The organism is Ancylobacter sp. FA202 (genome assembly GCF_000380205.1).
Lineage (GTDB): Bacteria > Pseudomonadota > Alphaproteobacteria > Rhizobiales > Xanthobacteraceae > Ancylobacter.
In genome coordinates this window covers 86,255-105,836 of record NZ_KB904818.1, presented here as the reverse complement: position 1 = coordinate 105,836, position 19,582 = coordinate 86,255, and the positions used below count along the sequence as shown (strand labels likewise).

Here is a 19,582-nt window from a genome sequence, read left to right as displayed (position 1 = left end):
CTTCCGGCAGCCACAACCCCTCCGTCGGCATCCCATGATTCGCAGCATCTTCACGGTCGGCGGCTGGACGCTTCTCTCGCGGCTGACGGGCTTTGTACGCGATATCGTCATGGCCGCCGTCATCGGCGCCGGACCGCTGGCAGATGCGTTCTACATCGCCTTCCGCCTGCCCAACCATTTCCGCTCCATCTTCGCCGAGGGCGCGTTCAACACCGCCTTCATCCCCGCCTATGCGCGCGTGAAGACGGTGGAGGGCGAGGCGAAGGCCCGGACCTTCGCCGACGGCATCCTCACCGGCGTGGTGCTCGTGCAACTGGCGATCCTTGCGGTCGCGCTGCTGGCGACCGATTGGGTGGTGGCGACGCTGGCGCCGGGGCTTTCGGACGATCCCGAGCGCTTCGCCCTGACGGTCGATTTCACCCGCATCACCTTCCCCTATCTCGGGCTGATCGCGGTGGTGACGCTGGTCGGCGGGGTGCTCAACGCCAATGACCGCTTCTGGGCCGCGGCCGCCGCCTCGATCCTGCTCAACGTCGCCATGGTCGCCACTCTCAGCCTGGCCGGGCTATTTCCCACGGCTGGCCATGCGGCGGCGTGGGGCGTGCTGATTTCCGGCTTCCTGCAGCTTGGGCTCCTCGTATTCGACGCCGAGCGACATGGGCTGGGCCTGCGGTTTGGTCGGCCAAGGCTCGACCCCGAGACTCGTGCCTTCCTGATCGCCCTGGGTCCGGCGATCATCGGTTCGGCCGGCGTCCAGCTGGCGATCTTCGCCGATACGATCATTGCCTCCTTTCTGCCGCAGGGAGCGGTAGCGGCGCTGTTCTATGCCGACCGGATCAACCAGCTGCCGATCGGCGTCGTGGGCATTGCGGCGGGCATCGTGCTGCTGCCGGAAATGTCGCGGCGGATCGCTGCCAATGACATTGATGGAGCGCGCTTTTCCCAGTCGCGGGCGATCGAGCTGACGCTGCTGCTGGTGCTGCCCTTCCTGGCCGCCGCCCTGACGATCCCCGAGATCATCATGCGCGGCCTGTTCATGCGTGGCGCCTTCACCGCCGAGGCTGCGGCGTCGGCCGGGGCGACGCTGGCGGCCTATGGAATCGGCCTCGCCCCCTTCGTGGTGGTGCGCGCCTTCATGGCGCCCTTCTACGCGCGCGGCGACACGCGAACACCGGTGCTGGCGACGCTGGGGGCCGCAGTAGTCAATATCGGCCTGAAGATCCTGCTGATGGATACCCTCGCGCAGGTCGGCCTTGCCTTCGCGACCTCGATGGGCGGCTGGATCACGGTGCTGGTGCTGGCCTTCCTTGCGCACCGTCGCGGTTATGAATGCGGCGACGCGCAGTTGTGGCGCAGCCTGCCGCGCCTCGCGCTGATTGGCGCCGCCATCGCCGTGGCTCTTTTCGCTGCCGCGCGGTTCGCCGGGTCCTCCTTTGTCGCCTTCGTCCACGGCCGCGACGAGGCGTTGCTGGCATTGTGCGTTGCAGCAGGAGGCGCGGTCTATGTGGCCCTGGTGCTGGCGCTGTTCGGGCGGCGCTACCTCAGAGGCCTGTTGCGCGGGCGGCCGCCGGCGGTGCCGAGCTGACGATTTATTGCTTACGCGGTGCAGCATAACTGTGGTAGTTCGCAGCTGCGTCTTGGGCTCCGGGCGGGGGGCGCCCATGAAACGCGACATCGGGACAGGGGCCCGAAATGCCCGAAGAGCCTTCTCGGAGACGGATATGATGACCGCGCTGCCGCGCCTTTCCCTCGCTGCCCTTTCTCTCACTTTGGCGCTGGCAGGCTGCTCCGAGCCGAATCAGGGACAGCAGGGGGCGCCGCCTCCGCCGACCGTGACCGTCGCTCAACCGACCACGCGCACCATCACCGATTACGACGAATATGTCGGGCGCTTTGCCGCCGTCGATCTGGTGAACGTCTATGCCCGCGTCTCTGGCTATCTCGAAAAGGTGTCTTTCACCGACGGTCAGGTGGTGAAGCAGGGCGACCTGCTGTTCACCATCGACAAGCGACCCTTCCAGGTGGCGCATGATCAGGCGCAGGCCAATCTGGAGCGGGCCCAGGCCCAGCTCGATTTCGCCCAGTCGGACCTGCAGCGCGCCCAGACCCTGATCGACGACAAGACCTCCAACGCCATCTCCAAGCAGGCGTATGACCAGCGGTTGCAGAGCGAGCGCACGGCGCGTGCCGACGTAGCGGCGGCGCAGGCGGCGATGCAGGCGGCGCAGCTCGATCTCGATTTCACCGACCTCAAGGCGCCTGTGACGGGCCGGATCGGCGATCGCAAGGTCTCGGTCGGCAACCTTGTCACCGGCGGTTCGGGTGGCACCAATACCAATACGCTGCTGGCCACCATCGTCTCGCTCGATCCGATCTATTTCGAGTTCACCTATGACGAGGCCTCCTATCTGCGCTACCAGCGCATGTCGAAAGACATGGGTGACAAGGGGCTGTCGATCCCGGTCAAGCTGGGGCTGATCGACGAGAAGGGCTTCACCCACGAAGGCAAGCTCGACTTCGTCGATAACCGCATCAGCGAGGACACCGGTACGATCCGCGGTCGCGCCACCTTCGCCAATCCCGACGCCACGTTCACGCCCGGCATGTTCGGCCGGATCGAGGTGCCGTCCTCGGCCCCGCATGAAGCACTTCTGGTGCCGGATGTCGCCATCGGCACCGAACAGACCCGCAAATTCGTCTATGTGCTGCAGCCGGGCGACCAGCCGCAGGCGCCGCAGATGAAATATGTCACGCTCGGCCGCGCCTATGACGGCCAGCGGGTCATCACCGGCGGGCTCGGCAAGGACGACCTTGTCGTTGTCAACGGACTGATGCGTATCCGCCCCGGCGCGAAGGTGGTCGGCAAGCTGGACACGCCGCCGGCAACCCCGGCCGCTGGTGATGGAACCGCCGCGGGCGCTGGCGAGGCGCCTGCCAAGGCCTCCGCCACCCCGCCCGCGAACTGAGCGCGGAGGCGGTCCCATGCGGTTCTCTCACTTCTTCATCGATCGCCCGATCTTCGCCTCGGTGGTTTCCATCGTGGTGATGATCCTGGGCGCCGTCGCCTTCGTCGCCCTGCCGGTCGCGCAGTATCCCGACATCGCGCCGCCCGTGGTCAATGTCAGCGGCCAGTATCCGGGCGCCAGCGCGGAAACCGTGGCGGATACAGTGGTCGCGCCGATCGAGCAGCAGATCAACGGCGTTGAGGGGATGCTCTACATCTCCTCCAACTCAACGGCGGACGGACGCTTTTCCATCGCCGTGACCTTCGATATCGGCACCGATCTCGATATCGCGCAGGTGCAGGTCCAGAACCGTGTCGCCACCGCGACGCCGCGCCTGCCGCAGGACGTGCAACAGATCGGCGTTACCGTCGCCAAGTCCTCGCCCGACATCCTGATGGTGGTCAGCCTGTTCTCGCCGGACGATTCCCGCGACTCGCTGTTCATCTCGAACTACGCCAACCTTCAGATCAAGGACCAGCTCCAGCGCGTGCCAGGCGTTGGCTCGATCACCGTGTTCGGCTCGCGCGACTACGCGATGCAGGTCTGGCTCGATCCGCTAAAGCTGCAGGCGCTGAATCTGACGGCAGGCGACGTCACAGCCGCCCTTCAGGCACAGAACCTTCAGGTCGCCTCGGGTGTGCTGAACGCGCCGCCCGTGCCGAACCAGATGGGCTTCCAGGTGGCGGTGCGAACCCTCGGACGGCTTTCGACGCCGGAAGAGTTCGGCAATATCGTTGTGCGCGAAACCGGCACCGCCGTGGTGCGGCTGCGCGATGTGGCGCGGATCGGCATCGAGGCGCAGGACAATTCCTCGATCTCCTATTTCGACTCCAAGCCGTCGGTCGCGCTCGGCATCTTCCAGCTGCCCGGCTCCAATGCGCTGGCTACCGGCGAGGCGATCGAGGCCGCGATCAAGGAGATTGCCAAGGGCTTCCCGCCTGGCGTGACCTATTCCACCGCCTACAACCCGACGCAGTTCATCGCTGAATCGGTCCGCGCGGTGGAGCACACCATCATTGAGGCCATCGTACTGGTGGTGATCGTGGTGGTGCTGTTCCTGCAGAGCTGGCGGGCGGCGATCATCCCGATCCTGGCCATTCCGGTCTCGCTGATCGGCACCTTCTTCATCATGAGCCTGTTCGGCTTTTCGTTGAACAACCTCTCGCTGTTCGGCCTCGTTCTGGCGATCGGCATCGTGGTGGACGACGCGATCGTGGTGGTGGAAAGCGTGGAGCACAACATCTCCACCGGACTCAGCCCGCGCGATGCCGCCTACAAGACCATGGAAGAAGTCGGCGGGGCGCTGGTGGCGATTTCGCTGGTGCTGGCCTCGGTGTTCATCCCGTCGGCCTTCATCACCGGCATTTCCGGCGAGTTCTACCGCCAGTTCGCCCTGACCATCGCCGGCTCGACGCTAATCTCGCTGCTGGTGTCGCTGACCCTCTCGCCAGCCATGTGCGCGCTGCTGCTGAAGCCGCACAAGGGGGCCGACCACAAGCCGGCCTGGTATGCGCGGCCGTTCACCGGCTTCTTCCACTATTTCAACAAGGGCTTTGACGGCGTCTCGCGCGGCTATGGCTGGCTGACCAGCAAGCTGGTGCGGATCGCCGTCGTGGTACTGCTGGTCTATGTCGCCATTCTGGCCGGCGGCTTCCAGCTGTTCCGCACCACGCCGCAAGGCTTCATCCCGGCGCAGGACCGCGGCTATCTCATCGTCGCGGCGCAGCTGCCCGGCGGCGCGGCGCTTTCGCGCACCAACGAGGTGATGACCAAGGCGGCGCAGGAAGTTCTGGCGACGCCCGGCGTGGCGCATGTGGTGAATATCGTCGGTTTCTCCGGCGCGACCTTCACCAACGCCCCCAATGCCGGCGCCATGTTCGTCATCCTCGGTCCTGCGGCCGAGCGCGCCGAGCATCCCGGGCAATCCGCCGCCGCCATCCAGGGAACGCTGTTCGGCAAGCTGGCCTCGGTGGAAGAAGCGCAGATGATCGTCGTCATGCCGCCGCCTGTCGCGGGCATCGGCAATGCCGGCGGCTACCGCATGATGATCGAGGATCGCGGCGGTCGCGGCTATGCGGCGTTGCAAGGGGCGGTCTATGCCATGATGGGTGCGGCCAACCAGACGCCGGGGCTCAAGCAGGTCTATTCGCTGTTCGAGACGTCGACCCCGCAGCTCTTCCTCGATATCGACCGCACCAAGGCGCAGCTGCTCGGCGTCAACATCGCCGATGTGTTCTCGACACTGCAGACCTATATCGGCTCATCCTATGTCAACGACTTCAACCTGTTCGGCCGTACCTACCGTGTTCAGGCGCAGGCCGATGCGCCCTACCGACTGACCCCGGACGACCTGCTGCGGCTGCGGGTGAAGAACGCGGCGGGGCAGCTTGTGCCGCTTGGCTCCTTCACCACGGTGAACGACATCTCCGGACCCTACCGCGTGCCGCGCTACAATCTATACCCGGCGGCGGAACTCGACGGCGACACCATGCCGGGGACCTCGCAGGGGCAAGCGATCCAGAAGATGCAGGAGATCGCCGCACAGACGCTGCCGGACGGCTTCGCCTATGAGTGGACGACGCTGGCCTATCAGCAGGTGCGGGCGGGCAATACCGCGATCTTCGCCTTTGCGCTTGGCGTTGTGTTCGTCTTCCTCGTGCTGGCGGCGCAGTATGAGAGCCTGACCCTGCCACTCGCGGTCATCCTCATTGTCCCGATGTGCCTGATCGCCGCCGTGGTCGGCATCCAGCTACGCGGACAGGACAACAACATCCTCAGTCAGGTCGGCTTCATCGTCCTGATCGGTCTGGCGGCGAAGAACGCGATTCTGATCGTCGAGTTCGCCAAGCAGCTGGAAGATCGCGGGGAAAATCGCTTCGTCGCGGCGACCGAGGCCGCGAAGCTGCGTCTGCGGCCGATCATCATGACCTCACTGGCCTTCATCTTCGGCGTGGTGCCGCTGGTGATCGCCACCGGCGCCGGTGCCGAGCTGAGGCAGGCGCTGGGCACGGCGGTGTTCTCCGGCATGATCGGCGTGACCATTTTCGGCCTGCTGTTCACGCCGACCTTCTATGTCACCGCCCGCTGGATCGCCGGTTTCGGCGAGCGCCGCCGCGCCCGCAAGCAGGAAGCTGCGCCCGAGCCGCATTGATGCAGGCTTAGCCCGCGCCGCCGCACTGGCCAAGATTGCCCCGCCGCTCTTCCTGAGCGGCGGGGTTTTTTTTGCCCGCAACACTGGCCCCGCCGAGCCGGAACGGGACAGGCCGGGCCAGTTGGGCCTCTGACGGACCGGTACGTTTTGTGGCCGGCATAGTGGGTTTACGACGGCAGTTCCGCCACTCCCGCAGCCGGCGAAGCGCAGATCGTCGCCGGGCCCTCGCATGCGCGTGCAGGCGGCGGGGCTGAGGGGCGTTTGGGGGAGTGGCCTGGTGGTTTTGTCGAGCCCCGAAGCACTTTGCGTATCGAAGGCGGGCCGGGTTCGCGCGACCTGACTGGCAATCGGGATCGGCACGGGCTGCGGTCCCAGGCAGGCAGCGTCGGAGAGGGGGCCTGATAGAGGCGCCTGTTCCTGTTGGTCGGGACGGGGACAGCTTTCCCAAAGAAAAGCCCCCGCACAGGGCGGGGGCCTCATCAGGCGACGTCGGCCCAGGGGTGCGTCAGTCGAAACGGCCGGCGGCGTGGGCGAGCAGCGTGTAGACCTTACCCGTATCCGAAGTGAGATAGGTCTTGGTCAGTTCCTGCCCGCGCTCGTCGCGCGAGACCTGCTCAAGCAGCCGCTCGAACTCGCCGATATAGCGGTCGACCGTGTCACGGAATTCGAGGTCGCGCCGGTATTTGCGGCGAATTTCCTCGAAGGTCTGCTGCCCCTGCATGGTGTAGAGCCGGCGGGTGAAGACGTTGCGCTCACCCTTCTTGTAGCGCTCCCACAGATCGACCGCGGCCTCGTGGTCGATCATCCGAGCGATATCCACCGACAGCGAGTCGAGCGACTCGATGGTGTGGTGCACCGGCCGTTCCGGCTGCCCCTGGCGCGGATCAAAATTGCGCGGGGGCGTGACAGGAACACTACGGGGAACGGTGCCGGTCGGTGCCGGGCCTTCGCCATCGGACGCCCGGGCCAACAGCTCGGAGAGCCAGCCGCCCTTGTCGGGTCCGCCACGCTCCGGGGCCGGCGCGGCGATGTTGGCGCGGCGCTGCGGCAGGGCGCCGCCATTGCCGTTGCCACGTGGCGGATCGAAATAGGAGGGCGCTTCCGAGCGGGCCGGTTCGGGACGCGGCGCGGCCGGCTGGGCACGCGAGACCGGCGCGCGGGGAGCGGATGCCAGCGGCGCGGCCGGGAGCGGCGCCGGGCCAACCAGCGGGCCGGCGAGGCGCGGGCGCGGCCCGGCATCGACGTCGAGGGTACGGCCGTGTCGCGAGACGATCTCGTTCAGCTCAGCCAAGGCCTTGATTTGCTCGGCCACCGTACGGCGCATGGCGGAAGCGTTGGCCTCGGTTTCCTCCGGCAGTTCCAGGATGCCGCGCTTGAGTTCCTCGCGGGTCGTCTCCAGCAGGCGCTGGATGTCGAGAACGGAGGCACGCAGCGCCTGGGCGGCGCCGGAGAAGCCTTGATTGGCCTGGCGCATCAGCGTGTCGACCTCGCGCACGGCCTGCTCATAGGTTTCATGCAGGGAGGCGACAGTGCGCTCGCGCTCGGCTTCCGTCGTCTCTCGCACTTCCTTCTGCTGGCGCACGATAGCGTCAGTCGAGGTGCTGGCCGCGGCGAGGATGGACTGGGAGATGGCGCCCACGCGCTCCTCAGCGCGGCCGAAGGTGGTTTCCAGCGTGCTGGTGTAGTGCGACAGCCGCGCGTCCAGCTCAGCCGTGCGCCCGGAAACCTGCTCGGCAAGGGCAAGAAGCGCCTCGTGCCGGCCGCCGAGCGTGTCGTCGAGGTTCTCATGCGCGTTGCCAAGGGCGTTGGCGACGTTGGTGATGAGGTTCGCCTGCTCGCCGAAGGAGTGGCTGAGCCGGGCGACATCCTTGAGGACGTCGGTGGAGACGGCACGCAGATCGCGGATCTGCTCATCCATGCGAGAGGAGGCGAGCGTGCTGGCTTCCTCGACATTGGTGACGGTGCTGCGGAAGGCTTCCAGTCGCTCGGTGATGGTCTTCTCGGTTTCGGCGAGGTTGTTGACCGAGCTGGCGAGCACGTCCTGAAGCTGGACGTTTACATCGCCAAGTCGTTCCAGCAGGCCGGTGACGTCTCCCTGCAGCGCCTCGTTGGTGGCGGCGATTTCCGCCACCGCAGACCTGCCGCTGGCCGCGATCGCCTCGATCAGGCCGCTGCCGCGGCCTTCGAGCGACGCCGCGAATTCCTCGGCAAGCCGGGCGAACTCCTCGGAGGCGACACTGGTCGCCTGGCGGGCGCTGTCGACGAACTGGACACCGTGGCCGCCGAACTCGTCGACGAAGCGGGCGAACTCCTCGGAAACCCCGCCGGTCGCCTGGCGTACGCTTTCGACCAGCTGGGCGCCGCGACCGTCGAATTCGTCGACGAGGCGGGAGAACTCGCCGGAGGCGATGCCGGTCGCCTGACGGGCGCTGTCCACCAGCTGGGCGCCGCGCCCGTCGAACTCGTCGACGAGGCGGGAGAACTCGCTGGAGGCGATTTCGGTCGCCTGGCGGGCGCTTTCCACCAACTGGGCGCCGCGTCCATCGAACTCGCTGAGCAGCGTGTCGCCAGCGCGGGCAATCTCCTGCGTGACCTGGCCGCCGATCTGCTTCAACGAGGTCGACACCTCGCCGGTGGCAAGCCTGAGCGAGGAATTGACGTCGCTGCCGACCGACTGCAGCGAGGCGGTGACTTCGCCGCCGGCCGCCTGGAGCGAGGCCGCGACATCGCCGGTGATCTGCTGGAGCGAGGAAACGACATCGCCGCTGATCTGCATCAACTGGTCGGCGCGGCCGGTCGTCGCCGTCTCGAAGGCCGAGATGATGGCGTCTGAACGGGTTTCCAACGTGTTCAGCAGGTCGTCGCTGGCGCGCATGATGTCGGAGACAGCACCGTTGCGGGTGGTGTCGAGCGCCGTCACCAGGTTCTGGCGGTGATCGTCGATGGCCGAGAGCAGTTCGGTGCTGGCGCGGGCGATCTCGCTGGTGATGGAGATGCTGCGGTCTTCCAGCGCCGTGAGAAGGCCGTTGCCGCGCTCTTCGACGATGCGCGCGATCTCGTCGGTGCGGGAATCGAACAGCGTCGTCACTTCGCCGGCGCGATCGACCAGCGTGCGGCTGACATTGTCGGCGAGCGAGGTCAGGCTGCTTTCGATCTCGGCGGCTTCGGTGCGAAGCTGGCCGGCGACCGCACCGATGCGCTGGCCGAGAAGGTCGGCCATGGCAGCGCCGCGGACCTCTACCGAAGTGGCGACATTGTCGATGCGGCTGACGACGGTCGCCTCGAAGCGGCCGACCCGATCGTCCAGAGACGTCGCGATGTCCTGAGCCCGGGCGGCGAGGGTGCGGTCGGCCTGGTCGATGTGCTGCGACAGCTGGTCGGTGATGGTGCCGGCGCGCTCGTCGAAGAAGCTGCTCAGCATTTCCAGCGACTGGCTCATCGCGTCATTCGCCTGGCGCGCGCCTTCCGACAGCGTGTGGGCGAATTCGACGGTGCGGTTGCCGAGCGTCTCGTTGAGGCCGTCGACGCCCCGATCCAGCACGCCTTCGATATTGGCGATACGCATGTCGAGCGCGGCGGCGACCTGCTCGGCCTTGTTGGAGACCTGGTCGTCGAAGCCGGAGAGGTTGGTGTCGATGGCGCGGGTGACGGCCTCGACGCGGTCCGAAATCCGCTGAACGAGCTCGCCGCCATGGCTGTGAAGGACGGTATCGAAGTCGCGCAGACCGTCGACGATCTGGCGGCCGAGCGTCGAGGTGTCGGTCGAGATGCGGTCGGCGATCTCGCCGCCGCGGACGCTGACAAGATCCTCGATGTTGCGGAACTGCTGCTCCAGATGGTCGCGCATATTCTCGCTGCGCGTGGTCAGGTCGGAGGCGAGATAGTCGGCCGCCTCGCGGAACTGCTCGGTTACGCGGGCACCATTGTCGGCAAGGGTCTGCGCCGCCTCGGCGCCGACATGGGCGAGCTGCTGGGTCAGGGCCTGGCCGCGATAGTCGATATCCTGCGAGACGCGGCCCGCCGCCTCGGCAAGGGCGTCGTGAATGCCGGTGCCGGCCTGCGAGAGCTGGTGGACGACGCGCTGGCCGGTTTCGCCCAAGAGGCGCTCAAGCTCGGCGCCGCGCACGGCGACAGCGTCGTAGATGCGGTTGCCAGTGTCGGCAATGCGGTCGGCAAGGTCATCGCCGCGCACGGTGATGGTGTCGGCCACCCGGTTGCCGGTTTCCTCCAGCTTGCGGACGACTTCGCCGCCGCGCACCGAGAGGTCGAGCACGAGCGCGTCGCCGGTGCTCTTGAGCGTCTGATTGACCTGACTGGCCCGAATGGCGATCTCATCGGCCAGCCGCGTGCCGGTGCTCACCAGCGCGTCGGTGATCTCGTCGGAACGGGCGGTGAGGGTGCTGGTGAGGTTGATGGTGGTGGCGGAAAGCTTGTCGCCCATCTCTTCGGTGCGCAAATTCACCACATGCGACAGCTCGGCGGCGGTACGGAGCAGGCGATCGCCGATCTCGTCCGTGCGTGCGGCCAGGGTGTCGCTCAGATTCTCGGTGACACCAGACAGCTGACGGCTGATCTCGTCCGTCCGGGTGGCGAGGGTGTCGGACAGGTTCTCGGTGACGCCGGAGAGCTGGCGGCTGATCGCATCCGTGCGCGAGGCCAGGGTGTCGGTGAGGTTCTCGGCGATGCCGGCAAGGCGCAGGCCGATTTCGTCCGACCGTGCGGTGAGCGTCTTTGACAGGGTGTCGGTGGCGCCGGACAGCTGGCGGCTGATGTCGTCGGTCCGGGAGGACAGCGTGTCGGTCAGCTGGGTGGTGACACCAGAGAGGCGGTCGCCGATCTGCTCGCTCTGCGCCGACAGGGTGGAGATGAGGTGGTCGCTGGCGTCGGAGAGGTTGGTGTTGACCTCCGAGCCCGTTGCCTGCAGCCGGTCGATGAGGTCGCCGCCCTTGTCGGACAGGGCCTCAATGATGGTGTCGCCGACGCGGCCGAGCGCGAGGGTGATGTGCTCGCCACGGTCGGAAAGCGTATGGGCCACCCGGTCGGCGGCCAGCATGACGGTCTCGTTGATGCGCTCGCTGACGTTGCCGACTTCCTCGGCAAAGGTGTAGTGCGAGGAGGCAATTGTCTCGCGCACATGCTCCGTCTGGGTCAGTATGGCATCGCGTTCGAGCTGCAGGCGCTCGATCAGCTGATGCATCTTGCGATTGTTGTCGTCATAGGCCTGGGCGAGAGCCGCGACTTCGCCCCGCACGAATGCTTCCGCCTCGCTGGCGCGGGTGACGGCCTGCTCCAGGCCGGCATATTGGGCGAGGGTGTCCGGCGAGACGCCCGCGGGCATCTGGATCGCGGGAAGCGCGGCGCCCGTCGCGGCAGCAGCTGGCGCGGGGACCGGGGCGGGCGCCGGGGACGGAGTCCGGGCCGGCTCGGCCAGGCGGATGGCGACCTGCGCCATCGAATAGGCCACGATCCGCATCTCCTGCATGCGCCGCACCATGGCGGCGAGCACGAGGAAGAAGATCGGCGGGATGATGATCGCCGCGACGCCGGCGAGGAAGCCGGGGGCGTTCACCATCGCGGCGAGGTTGCCGGTCAAGCCGCCAAACTGGGCCTGCAGCAGCACCCCGCCGGCGACGAGCCAGGCGAGCGAGGCGACGGTCGCGAGAACATAGGGGCCCGAGGACGGCCGGCGCTGGAGCGAGGACAGCAGCTGGCCGATGCTCTCGCGGTCGTCATTGGCCGCACGTCGCCCCTTGGGGCCAGACCGCGACGTATCCGACGACTCGTTTTCCGCACGGGTCTCGCCGCGCGTCAGGGCGGCCGCGGCACCGGAGGCCGCCGCGCTCGCTGCAAGGGCGGGGGCGACCGGGGCAAGGTCCGCTTCGCTGGCGGAGGTGGCAAAGTCAAAATTCGGCTCGCTGCTCCGATCGAGCTCCGAGGCTTCGGCAAGATCGGCTTCCGTCAGGGTGAAACCGTCATCGTCGAGCGAAGAGGCTTCCAGGTCCTGCGGGTCCGTCGTGTCGCCGAACAGGTCGATGTCATCGAGAAAGCGCGAGGAACCAGCCTCGCCGCCAGCGCCAGCCCGGGTTTCGATGCGCGGGCCCTCCGGCTCGCGGGCCGGGGGAAGCTCGAAGTCGTCCTGCGCCGATGGGGCGAAGCCGTCATCGGGCGAGTGGTCGAGACTCAGAGCCTCCTCGATAGCCGACAAGGCGGCCTCGGCGGGATCCTGCTGAACCTTCTTCGTATTCGTCGACATCGGCGCCTGCCTCCGGTCCGTACTCTACTCCGACCGGCTTTCGCCGTCGGGCCGGGGTTTCGCGGAGTTGTGGTATTCCCGTCAGCGGGAGAAGGTCCGCACTTGACGAGAGGAACGCCAGTTCCCCGCACCTTTATCCTACGCTCTTGACCATGAAAAATGGAACGGGGGTTAACACGGCGATTTCAGTTATCGTTAACGCCCTGTTTACCACATTCCGAAACCTCTGATTCACCCTCCCGGCAGGAACACCCAAAAGCACTCTGTCCGGTCGAATCGTACCGGACGGTACCAGTTTGGTGGCGCCGTTCCTGCGCGACCCCGCTGGCATTCCAGGCGTCCGGCAGCTATCTAGGGCGAACCTTCCTGTAGTCATTCAAAATCACTGAAGCTCCGCCCCATGCCCAAGATCACCTTCATCGACGCCACCGGCACCGAGCGCACCGTGGAAGCCCAGCTTGGCGCCACCGTGATGGAAGCGGCGATCCGCAACGGCGTCCCGGGAATCGACGCCGAATGTGGCGGCGCCTGCGCCTGTGCCACATGTCATGTCTATGTGGACGAAGCATGGCAGGCCGCCACCGGAGAGCCCGGCCCGATGGAGGAGGACATGCTCGATTTTGCCTCCGATGTGCGGCCAACCTCGCGGCTGTCCTGCCAGATCAAGATCACCGAGCCGCTTGACGGCCTCGTTGTCCGCACGCCCGAAAATCAGGGCTGAGCGCGATCCGAGGTGGGCTTCTGGGCCTCTTTGAGCTCGCCTCGGCTGATCAGACCGGATGCAACGTCACCGAGCGCCGGCGCAGGCAGTGCAACGAAGGGCAGAGGCCGCGTGACCTCGATCGCGGCGATGCCGAGTCGGGCGGTGAGCAGGCCGTTAACGACTCCCTCGCCGAGCCGAGCCGAGAGTTTGGCGGCGATGCCGTGGCCAACCACTTGCTGAATCAGCGAATCGCCTGCCGCCATGCCGCCGGTGACGGCGAGGTGGGTGACGACCTGCCGGAACAGCCGCACCATTCCGAGCGCGCCGGGCCGCCCCCCATAGAGCAGCGCCAGCCGACGCACGAGCCCGATGGCCGTCACCAGCACGAAAATGAGGTCCACCGCAGCGCGCGGCGAGACGGCGGTGACGACCGAGACACGTTTGGAGGCGTTCGACACCAACTGTGTCGCCTCGGCGTCAAGCGGCCCCATCAGCTGGCGCTCGGTGAGCCGGATGAGATCGGCGCCGTCGATAATCGCCCCGAGATGGCTTGAGAGTTCCGTGCGGGCGCGGAACAGGCGTGGCGAGGTGGCGGCGATGGCTAACAGTTCCGTCGTCACCGTTTCAGCCAGCCGCCGGTCGTCCTTCGCCAGCGCCTCGGCGGCCTGTTCGCGCAGATGATTGAGCGTGCGCAGCCGCATCAGCCCGAAGGCTTCTCGCGCCAGAATGGCCAGACTCGCCAGCGCCAGCGCGAGCGCGAAGGCGAGGCCGACATAGCCGAGCCAGTCAGCGCGGGCGAACAGATCCTCGACGAGTTTCGTCACCGCCAGGCCGACGCCAAGGCTCACAAGCCCGCCCAGCCCGGTCCAGAATAGCTGGCCCCAGCGCGAGGTCTTGGGTGGGGGTAGTGGAAGGGGGGCGAGGTCGTCCGCGCTTTCCGTCGGGGTCGGGGTGACGACGACAGCGCCGCGCGGGGCGGCGTGGCCTTCTTCGGCCAGCACGACGCCGGGATCGTCGAGACGAAAGGCCTGTGGGCGGCGAGGGGTGCGGTCGCTCATGCGATTCTGTTTCTGCGGGTTCTATTTGAGCCGATCGCCGAGCAGGAATTCCAGCGCGCGATCGAGACGAATATGGGGGAGCGGCAAAGCGAGCCCATCGGCGTTGCGCTCCACCTGCGGCGGACGGAAGCGCAGAAACCGGAAATCGCCCCCTGCCGCGTCCGATAGCCCGCTGAAGCCGTGGGCAGGATCGAACAGGGCGGATGGGTTTTCAGGCAGGTCGCCGGGAAAGACGGCGGCCTCGGCCAGACCGTCAAAGGCGTCGGCGCCGTGCTGGCCGGCCTCCGGCACGCCGACGATGGCCGGCAGATGCGCCCTGCCGCGCTTGACCATCGCCTCGCGCGTCGCCCGGACGGCAGCAATGGCCACCATATCGATATCGGCGCCCGCGCCTTCCGCTCGCGCCAGCGCACGCTCGACCAGGCGGCGCAAGATCGCCTCCAGCGGGTCATGACTGGTGTGGTGAAGGTGATCGGCCTTGGTGGCGGCGAACAGCACCTTGCCGATGCGATGGCGGAACAGGGCTGAAAGCCACGAGTTTCGGCCGATGCGGAACGCGGCGAGGATGCCGTCCAGCGCCGATTCGAGGTCGGCCAGCGCTGCCGGCCCGGCATTGAGCGCGGACAAAACGTCGATCAGCACGATCTGCCGGTCGAGCCGGGCGAAATGGTCGCGGAAGAATGGGCGGACGATGCGCTCCTTGTAGGCCTCAAACCGCCGCTCCATCATTGCGTGCAGCGACCCGGTGGGAGCAGCCGCTCCGTCGGCGAGATCCAGCGGGGCGAAGGTGAGTGCAGGCGAGCCTTCGAGGTCGCCTGGCATGAGGAAGCGGCCGGGCGGCAGCAGGCTCATCGACACAGTCTCGGATCGGCAGGCGGCGAGATAGTCGGTGAATAGCGCGGCCAGCCGGCGTGCCTCGGTCTCGTCGGCCGGGGCGCTGACATCGGTCGCGTCCAGAGCGGCGAGAAACGGGCCGGCCAGCGGGCGGCGGGCCGCCGCGCGGGCGAGCGCCAGACTGTTGGTGCAGAAATCGGCGAAGGACTGGTCGAGCAGGGGCAGATCGAGCAGCCACTCGCCGGGATAGTCGACGATGTCGAGGGTCAGCGTGCGCTGTCCGCCGCGCGCGGGCGCGTAATCAATGGCAAGGCGCAACTCGCTGATCCGGCGGGTCGATTCCGGCCAGCGACGGTCATCCACCAGCGTCGCCAGATGGCCCTCATAGTCGAAGCGCGGCACGCCGTCATCGGGCTGCGGCTCCAGCCGCGCAGTGGCGATTCGTCCCTCATGCATGGCGCGGAAGACCGGCATCCGTCCGCCACGCATCAGCGCATGAATCAGTGCCGTGGTGAAAACGGTCTTGCCCGCCCGCGACAGGCCGGTAATGCCGAGCCGCAGCGTCGGGCTTGCGAGGTCCTCGGCCCGGTCGATGAGGGTCTGCGCCGTCAGGCGCGCCTCGTCCAGCAGCCAGTCGAAGCGCGACAGCACGGCTAGTCCTTCTCCTTCTGCACGCCGAGCGCGCGCGGCGTAACAAAGCGCTCCAGCGTGCCAATGCCCGGTTCGAGGTCGGACCAGTTCGTGACCGGTACGTCGATGACGACGAGGGCCCCGGTAGGGAATTTCGGCAGCACCTTGGCCCGCTGCTCGCGCCGCAACAGAAGAGTCGTAAAGTCCTCCATCCCCGGATTGTGCCCGACGAGCATCAGCGGCGAGACTTCGTCCTGCGCCTTGACTAGGCGCATCAGATTGGCGGCAGGCGCCTCGTAGATACTGCGCTCGTAGGCGGGCAGGGGATGTGAAGGCCAGTCGCGGGTGGCGATTTCCCAGGTTTCGATGGTGCGGCGCGCCGGCGAGACGAAGATGCGCGCCGGGAGCAGTTCTTCCTGCGCCATATAGGCGCCGACGGCGGCCGCAGCGCGCTCGCCCCGCCCGGCGAGAGGGCGGTCAATGTCGGCGACACCGTCCGGCCAAGCGGACTTGGCGTGACGCAGGAGAATGAGGCGCAGCATGAGGTTCGCGTAAGGCCCGATGGAGAAGAACAATCAACATATAGGCACGACCGCGGCGGGTGCGAGCGTGAGCGCCGCTTAACGTCCAAATGATTGACGCGCGTTAAGTGACTTTTCGGCAACCACTTGGATGCTAGGTTGCTGTAAGGAATACGCTCTGGGTTTCACAGGATGGTTGCAATGCGGTCAGTCGGCTTCGCTGGTGTGATGGTTGTCGCGGGGGCGCTCGGCGTGACGGCCTCGATGGCCCAGGCCGCTGACATGGCTTACAAAGGTGATCCGACCTACGCCAAGGCGGAGGCGACGGATCGTCAGTGGACGGTAACGGTCGGCGGCTATGTCATGGCGGTGCCGAACTGGATGGGCTCGGAAGACTACGAGTTTGGCTTCAAGCCGATCATCAGCATCACCCGCGCCGACAGGCTCAGCCGCTTCAGCAGCTTCAACGATAATCCCAGCATCGCCCTGTTCGATAACGGCACGTTCGAAGCCGGCATCACCGGCACGATGGACATGAAGCGCGATGCGTCCAATGCCGCCGCGCTCCGCGGTACGTCGGACATTGATTACGCCTTCCAGATCGGCGGCTACGCCCAGTGGTTCCCGATGGACTGGCTGCGCTTGCGCGGTGACGTTCGCTACGGCTTCGGCGGGTTCGAGGGCGTGGTGGCGGACTTCGCGGTCGACGCGATCCATTTCAGCCCGGAACTCTGGGGTGTCACCCTTTCGGCCGGCCCGCGCATGACGCTGGCGAGCTCGGGCTACATCGACACCTATTATGGAATCACGCCGACGGAGGCGGCCTTCGCCCAGGCGCTCGGCAACCCGCTGACGCCCTATCAGGCGGGTGGCGGCATCTATTCGGTCGGCTTCGGCGGTCAGGTGGTGAAGCGTTTCACCGAGAACATCACCGGTTCGGTGTTCGCCGAATACAAATATCTGATGGACGATGCGGCCGACAGCCCGCTCGTTGTGCAGCACGGCGACCGCAACCAGTTTCAGGCGGGCGTTTCGCTCTCCTACACCTTCTTCCTCGGTTTCGAATAGGCGCGCGGGTTCCATTACCGGCCTCGCGGCTGGCGGCGGCGTGGACTATTACCGCGGCAGGCAGAAAAGCCTGCCCTCTGCCTCGTTTTGGCGCTCAAGCTGCTGAAAAATCCGGCATTTTGTGTCACCCGCATGACGCTGTGAGGTGTTGTGCGGGGCGGGGCGGGGCGATATAAGCTCCGCCCGATAGGGGTGCCCCCGGAAAACGAGGACCAAGGCCGATGTCGGTTGAGATCGACCAAGAGTATCGCCCCCGCGAGGACGAGCCTTTCATGAACGAGCGGCAGCGGGAGTATTTCCGCCAGAAGCTGCTGCAGTGGAAGGAAGACATCCTGCGCGAGGCGAAAGAGACGCTTCAGCACCTTCAGGACGAGAATCAGAACCACCCTGACATTGCCGATCGCGCATCGTCGGAAACCGACCGCGCCATTGAGCTCAGGGCGCGAGACCGTCAGCGCAAGCTGATCGCCAAGATCGAATCGGCGCTTGAGCGGATTGACGACGGATCCTACGGCTATTGCGAGGAGACCGGCGAGCCGATCTCGCTCAAACGGCTTGAGGCTCGGCCTATTGCCACGCTTTCAATCGAAGCGCAGGAGCGCCATGAGCGTCGCGAGCGTGTCTACCGCGACGACTAAGGGCGGTCGATGAGCGCCCGTTTTCGGGAAGCTCGGCGTTAAAGGCGCGTTAACGTCTCGACCGTTCGGGCGTCTCATAGAGAAGCGGCGGCAAAGGGATATGAAAAAGGGCGGCCCGCATGACGGGTCGCCCTTTTTCGTTGCAACGCCTTAGGTTCGGCCGCCTTGCGCTCAGGGGCGGCGGTTTCGGCCCAGAAGATTGGCCATTTCTTCCTCGAACAGGTCGGTCGGCTCGGTCGGCGGCATTGCGCCGGCGGCGGCTGGAAGGTCGATCTCCGGCGCGAACATGTCGATGGCGCGGATCGGCGGCGCCGACGGCCCCGTCGGGGGTGCCTCCGGAGGGCTCACCTCCAGGCGAATTTCGGGCGCGGACGGGGTGGGGACGGGTGCCTCGGGCTGTGCAACCACGGGCGGCCCCGCATGAGTGACAGGCGCGGTCGCAACGGGCGCCGCTACGGCCGCTGCCGGGGCGGGGATAACCGGGGTCGGGGCAACGGCGGAAGGTCCGGCCGGACGCCTCGGTTCTTCCAGTCTCTGCATTTCGGGCCCGCGCACAGCCGCGGTCGGACGGTCGATCGCCCGCTCAAGGGCGCGCTCGAAGGCCGGCGAGGTGATCGCCGTGGGCTGCAGAATCTGTCCCGGCTGGCGGCTGGCCTCGCCATCGTTGGGAAGTGTCGGGCGTCGCAGCGCCTCCTCGAGATGGTCGGCCATGTCAGCGAAAAGCGGATCGACCTTGACCGTCAGCCGTGCGCCTGTCTCCGGCTCGGAGGGCGGCGCGATCACCGTTTCCGGGCGGTGAGCCATCGGTGCCGGCTGGGGGGGATGCGGCGCATGAAATGCCGGCGCTGGCCCCCGCAGTTCGTCGGGGCCCTGGATGCGAGGCTCCGCCGACCGTCGGGCAAAGGGCGGCGCCGCGACGATGGGCGCCGGTGCCATGGGGGCAGGAGCAAGGGCAGCCGTCTCGAGTGGGATATCGCGTGCCGGGCCACGCGACACCATCGTCGGACGTGGCTCGACAAGTGCGCGCGCCTCAGGCGGCAGAGGAGTGGGGCGAGGCGGCCGCGGTGCGGCTGCGGGAAGTGGCGGCGGCACGTCGCGCGGACTGCGGGGCGGTTCGCGCAATGGCTCGGTGCGTAGCGGGCTCGCGCGCTGGGGCTCCGCCGCGCGCAATGGTTCGGCCGCCCGTAGTGGGTCGTGCGGGACAGGCGGCTCGTGCGGCCGCATCGGCTCGGGGCCCCGTGCCGGTTCGGGGCCGCGGGGGGGCACGTTCGGATGCTGAGGTGCACGGGCATGGATGGCGCCGATGCCGCTTTCCACCAGAAAGTCGCTGCCTCCGCCGAGCACGACGAGGTGCTGGACATCATCGCGCTGGATGAGCACGAGGCGTCGGGTGTCGTCGATCTGTATATGGTCGATCACCGCTAGCCGGTGGCCAGCAACCAGGCCGTGGCTTCGGTTGCGCCGGGCCCGGCGCCCGAGCCACACGACAACGCCCGCCAGCACGATCAGCCCGACAAGGGCGAGGATCGGCACGGCGAGCGATCCGAGATCGGCCAGTACATCCATCATGAGCCACATCTCCTGCAAGGCCGAAGGCCTGCGCAGGCGTCGCACAGGCCGATCACAAGCGCCCTTTGTGTCGCGTAAGGGCGCGCCGGGCAAGCCCCGCGCCCCTTTCCGGCCATTCGCCGGCTCGGAACTCGATGCTGGCGGCGGATAAA

General features: G+C 66.9%; 11 protein-coding genes. 6 read left to right on the top strand and 5 right to left on the bottom strand.

Annotated features, from left to right (window positions below):
* Window positions 1-34 precede the first annotated feature (34 nt).
* The 3 genes from murJ to A3M1_RS0100390 all read left to right on the top strand — a co-directional run bounded on the left by murJ (window position 35) and on the right by A3M1_RS0100390 (window position 6,156).
* A complete protein-coding gene (murJ, locus tag A3M1_RS0100400; protein ID WP_018386967.1) occupies window positions 35-1,585 on the top strand; it encodes a murein biosynthesis integral membrane protein MurJ in 1,551 nt (516 codons plus the stop codon).
* Between the two features lie 136 nt (window positions 1,586-1,721).
* Entirely contained in the window at window positions 1,722-2,966 is a 1,245-nt protein-coding gene (locus A3M1_RS0100395; RefSeq protein ID WP_018386966.1) for an efflux RND transporter periplasmic adaptor subunit, read from the top strand.
* A 16-nt stretch (window positions 2,967-2,982) separates the two neighbouring features.
* On the top strand, window positions 2,983-6,156 hold the full coding sequence (locus A3M1_RS0100390; RefSeq protein WP_018386965.1) for an efflux RND transporter permease subunit: 3,174 nt from the start codon (window positions 2,983-2,985) through the stop codon (window positions 6,154-6,156).
* A gap of 505 nt (window positions 6,157-6,661) precedes the next feature.
* Here the strand turns inward: A3M1_RS0100390 and A3M1_RS0100385 are convergent.
* Window positions 6,662-12,409 (bottom strand): hypothetical protein, encoded by a 5,748-nt coding sequence (locus tag A3M1_RS0100385; protein ID WP_018386964.1) that lies wholly within the window; start codon window positions 12,407-12,409, stop codon window positions 6,662-6,664.
* A 400-nt stretch (window positions 12,410-12,809) separates the two neighbouring features.
* Here A3M1_RS0100385 and A3M1_RS0100380 point away from each other — a divergent pair, with 400 nt between their 5' ends.
* Window positions 12,810-13,130, top strand: a complete 321-nt coding sequence (locus tag A3M1_RS0100380) for a 2Fe-2S iron-sulfur cluster-binding protein (RefSeq protein ID WP_018386963.1) — start codon at window positions 12,810-12,812, stop codon at window positions 13,128-13,130.
* Here the strand turns inward: A3M1_RS0100380 and A3M1_RS0100375 are convergent.
* From A3M1_RS0100375 to A3M1_RS0100365, 3 genes are read right to left on the bottom strand one after another with little or no spacing between them, the layout of a single operon-like run.
* Window positions 13,121-14,170, bottom strand: coding sequence for a YcjF family protein (locus A3M1_RS0100375; protein WP_018386962.1), 1,050 nt, complete (start codon window positions 14,168-14,170; stop codon window positions 13,121-13,123). The two genes, A3M1_RS0100380 and A3M1_RS0100375, sit on opposite strands and share 10 nt — an antisense overlap.
* Before the next feature lie 21 nt (window positions 14,171-14,191).
* On the bottom strand, window positions 14,192-15,655 hold the full coding sequence (locus A3M1_RS0100370) for a YcjX family protein (protein ID WP_018386961.1): 1,464 nt from the start codon (window positions 15,653-15,655) through the stop codon (window positions 14,192-14,194).
* A 2-nt stretch (window positions 15,656-15,657) separates the two neighbouring features.
* On the bottom strand, window positions 15,658-16,176 hold the full coding sequence (locus A3M1_RS0100365) for a histidine phosphatase family protein (protein WP_018386960.1): 519 nt from the start codon (window positions 16,174-16,176) through the stop codon (window positions 15,658-15,660).
* Between the two features lie 180 nt (window positions 16,177-16,356).
* On the opposite strand from A3M1_RS0100365, the gene A3M1_RS0100360 reads away from it, so the two are divergent.
* Both A3M1_RS0100360 and dksA read left to right on the top strand, forming a co-directional pair.
* The gene (locus A3M1_RS0100360) at window positions 16,357-17,223 is read left to right on the top strand and encodes a MipA/OmpV family protein (RefSeq protein ID WP_018386959.1); all 867 of its coding nucleotides are present in this window, start codon (window positions 16,357-16,359) and stop codon (window positions 17,221-17,223) included.
* A gap of 221 nt (window positions 17,224-17,444) precedes the next feature.
* Complete coding sequence (gene dksA, locus A3M1_RS0100355; RefSeq protein ID WP_018386958.1) at window positions 17,445-17,861, top strand: RNA polymerase-binding protein DksA; 417 nt, start codon at window positions 17,445-17,447, stop codon at window positions 17,859-17,861.
* 171 nt (window positions 17,862-18,032) lie between these two features.
* Here the strand turns inward: dksA and A3M1_RS25590 are convergent, their stop codons facing one another.
* Window positions 18,033-19,430, bottom strand: coding sequence for a flagellar biosynthetic protein FliO (locus tag A3M1_RS25590; protein ID WP_198291117.1), 1,398 nt, complete (start codon window positions 19,428-19,430; stop codon window positions 18,033-18,035).
* Window positions 19,431-19,582: the final 152 nt, after the last annotated feature.

Coding starts and splice junctions, on each gene's coding strand:
- murJ (WP_018386967.1), top strand. CDS start 35: ATGATTCGCAGCATCTTCACGGTCGGCGGCTGGACGCTTCTCTCGCGG.
- A3M1_RS0100395 (WP_018386966.1), top strand. CDS start 1,722: ATGATGACCGCGCTGCCGCGCCTTTCCCTCGCTGCCCTTTCTCTCACT.
- A3M1_RS0100390 (WP_018386965.1), top strand. CDS start 2,983: ATGCGGTTCTCTCACTTCTTCATCGATCGCCCGATCTTCGCCTCGGTG.
- A3M1_RS0100385 (WP_018386964.1), bottom strand. CDS start 12,409: ATGTCGACGAATACGAAGAAGGTTCAGCAGGATCCCGCCGAGGCCGCC.
- A3M1_RS0100380 (WP_018386963.1), top strand. CDS start 12,810: ATGCCCAAGATCACCTTCATCGACGCCACCGGCACCGAGCGCACCGTG.
- A3M1_RS0100375 (WP_018386962.1), bottom strand. CDS start 14,170: ATGAGCGACCGCACCCCTCGCCGCCCACAGGCCTTTCGTCTCGACGAT.
- A3M1_RS0100365 (WP_018386960.1), bottom strand. CDS start 16,176: ATGCTGCGCCTCATTCTCCTGCGTCACGCCAAGTCCGCTTGGCCGGAC.
- A3M1_RS0100360 (WP_018386959.1), top strand. CDS start 16,357: ATGCGGTCAGTCGGCTTCGCTGGTGTGATGGTTGTCGCGGGGGCGCTC.
- dksA (WP_018386958.1), top strand. CDS start 17,445: ATGTCGGTTGAGATCGACCAAGAGTATCGCCCCCGCGAGGACGAGCCT.
- A3M1_RS25590 (WP_198291117.1), bottom strand. CDS start 19,430: ATGATGGATGTACTGGCCGATCTCGGATCGCTCGCCGTGCCGATCCTC.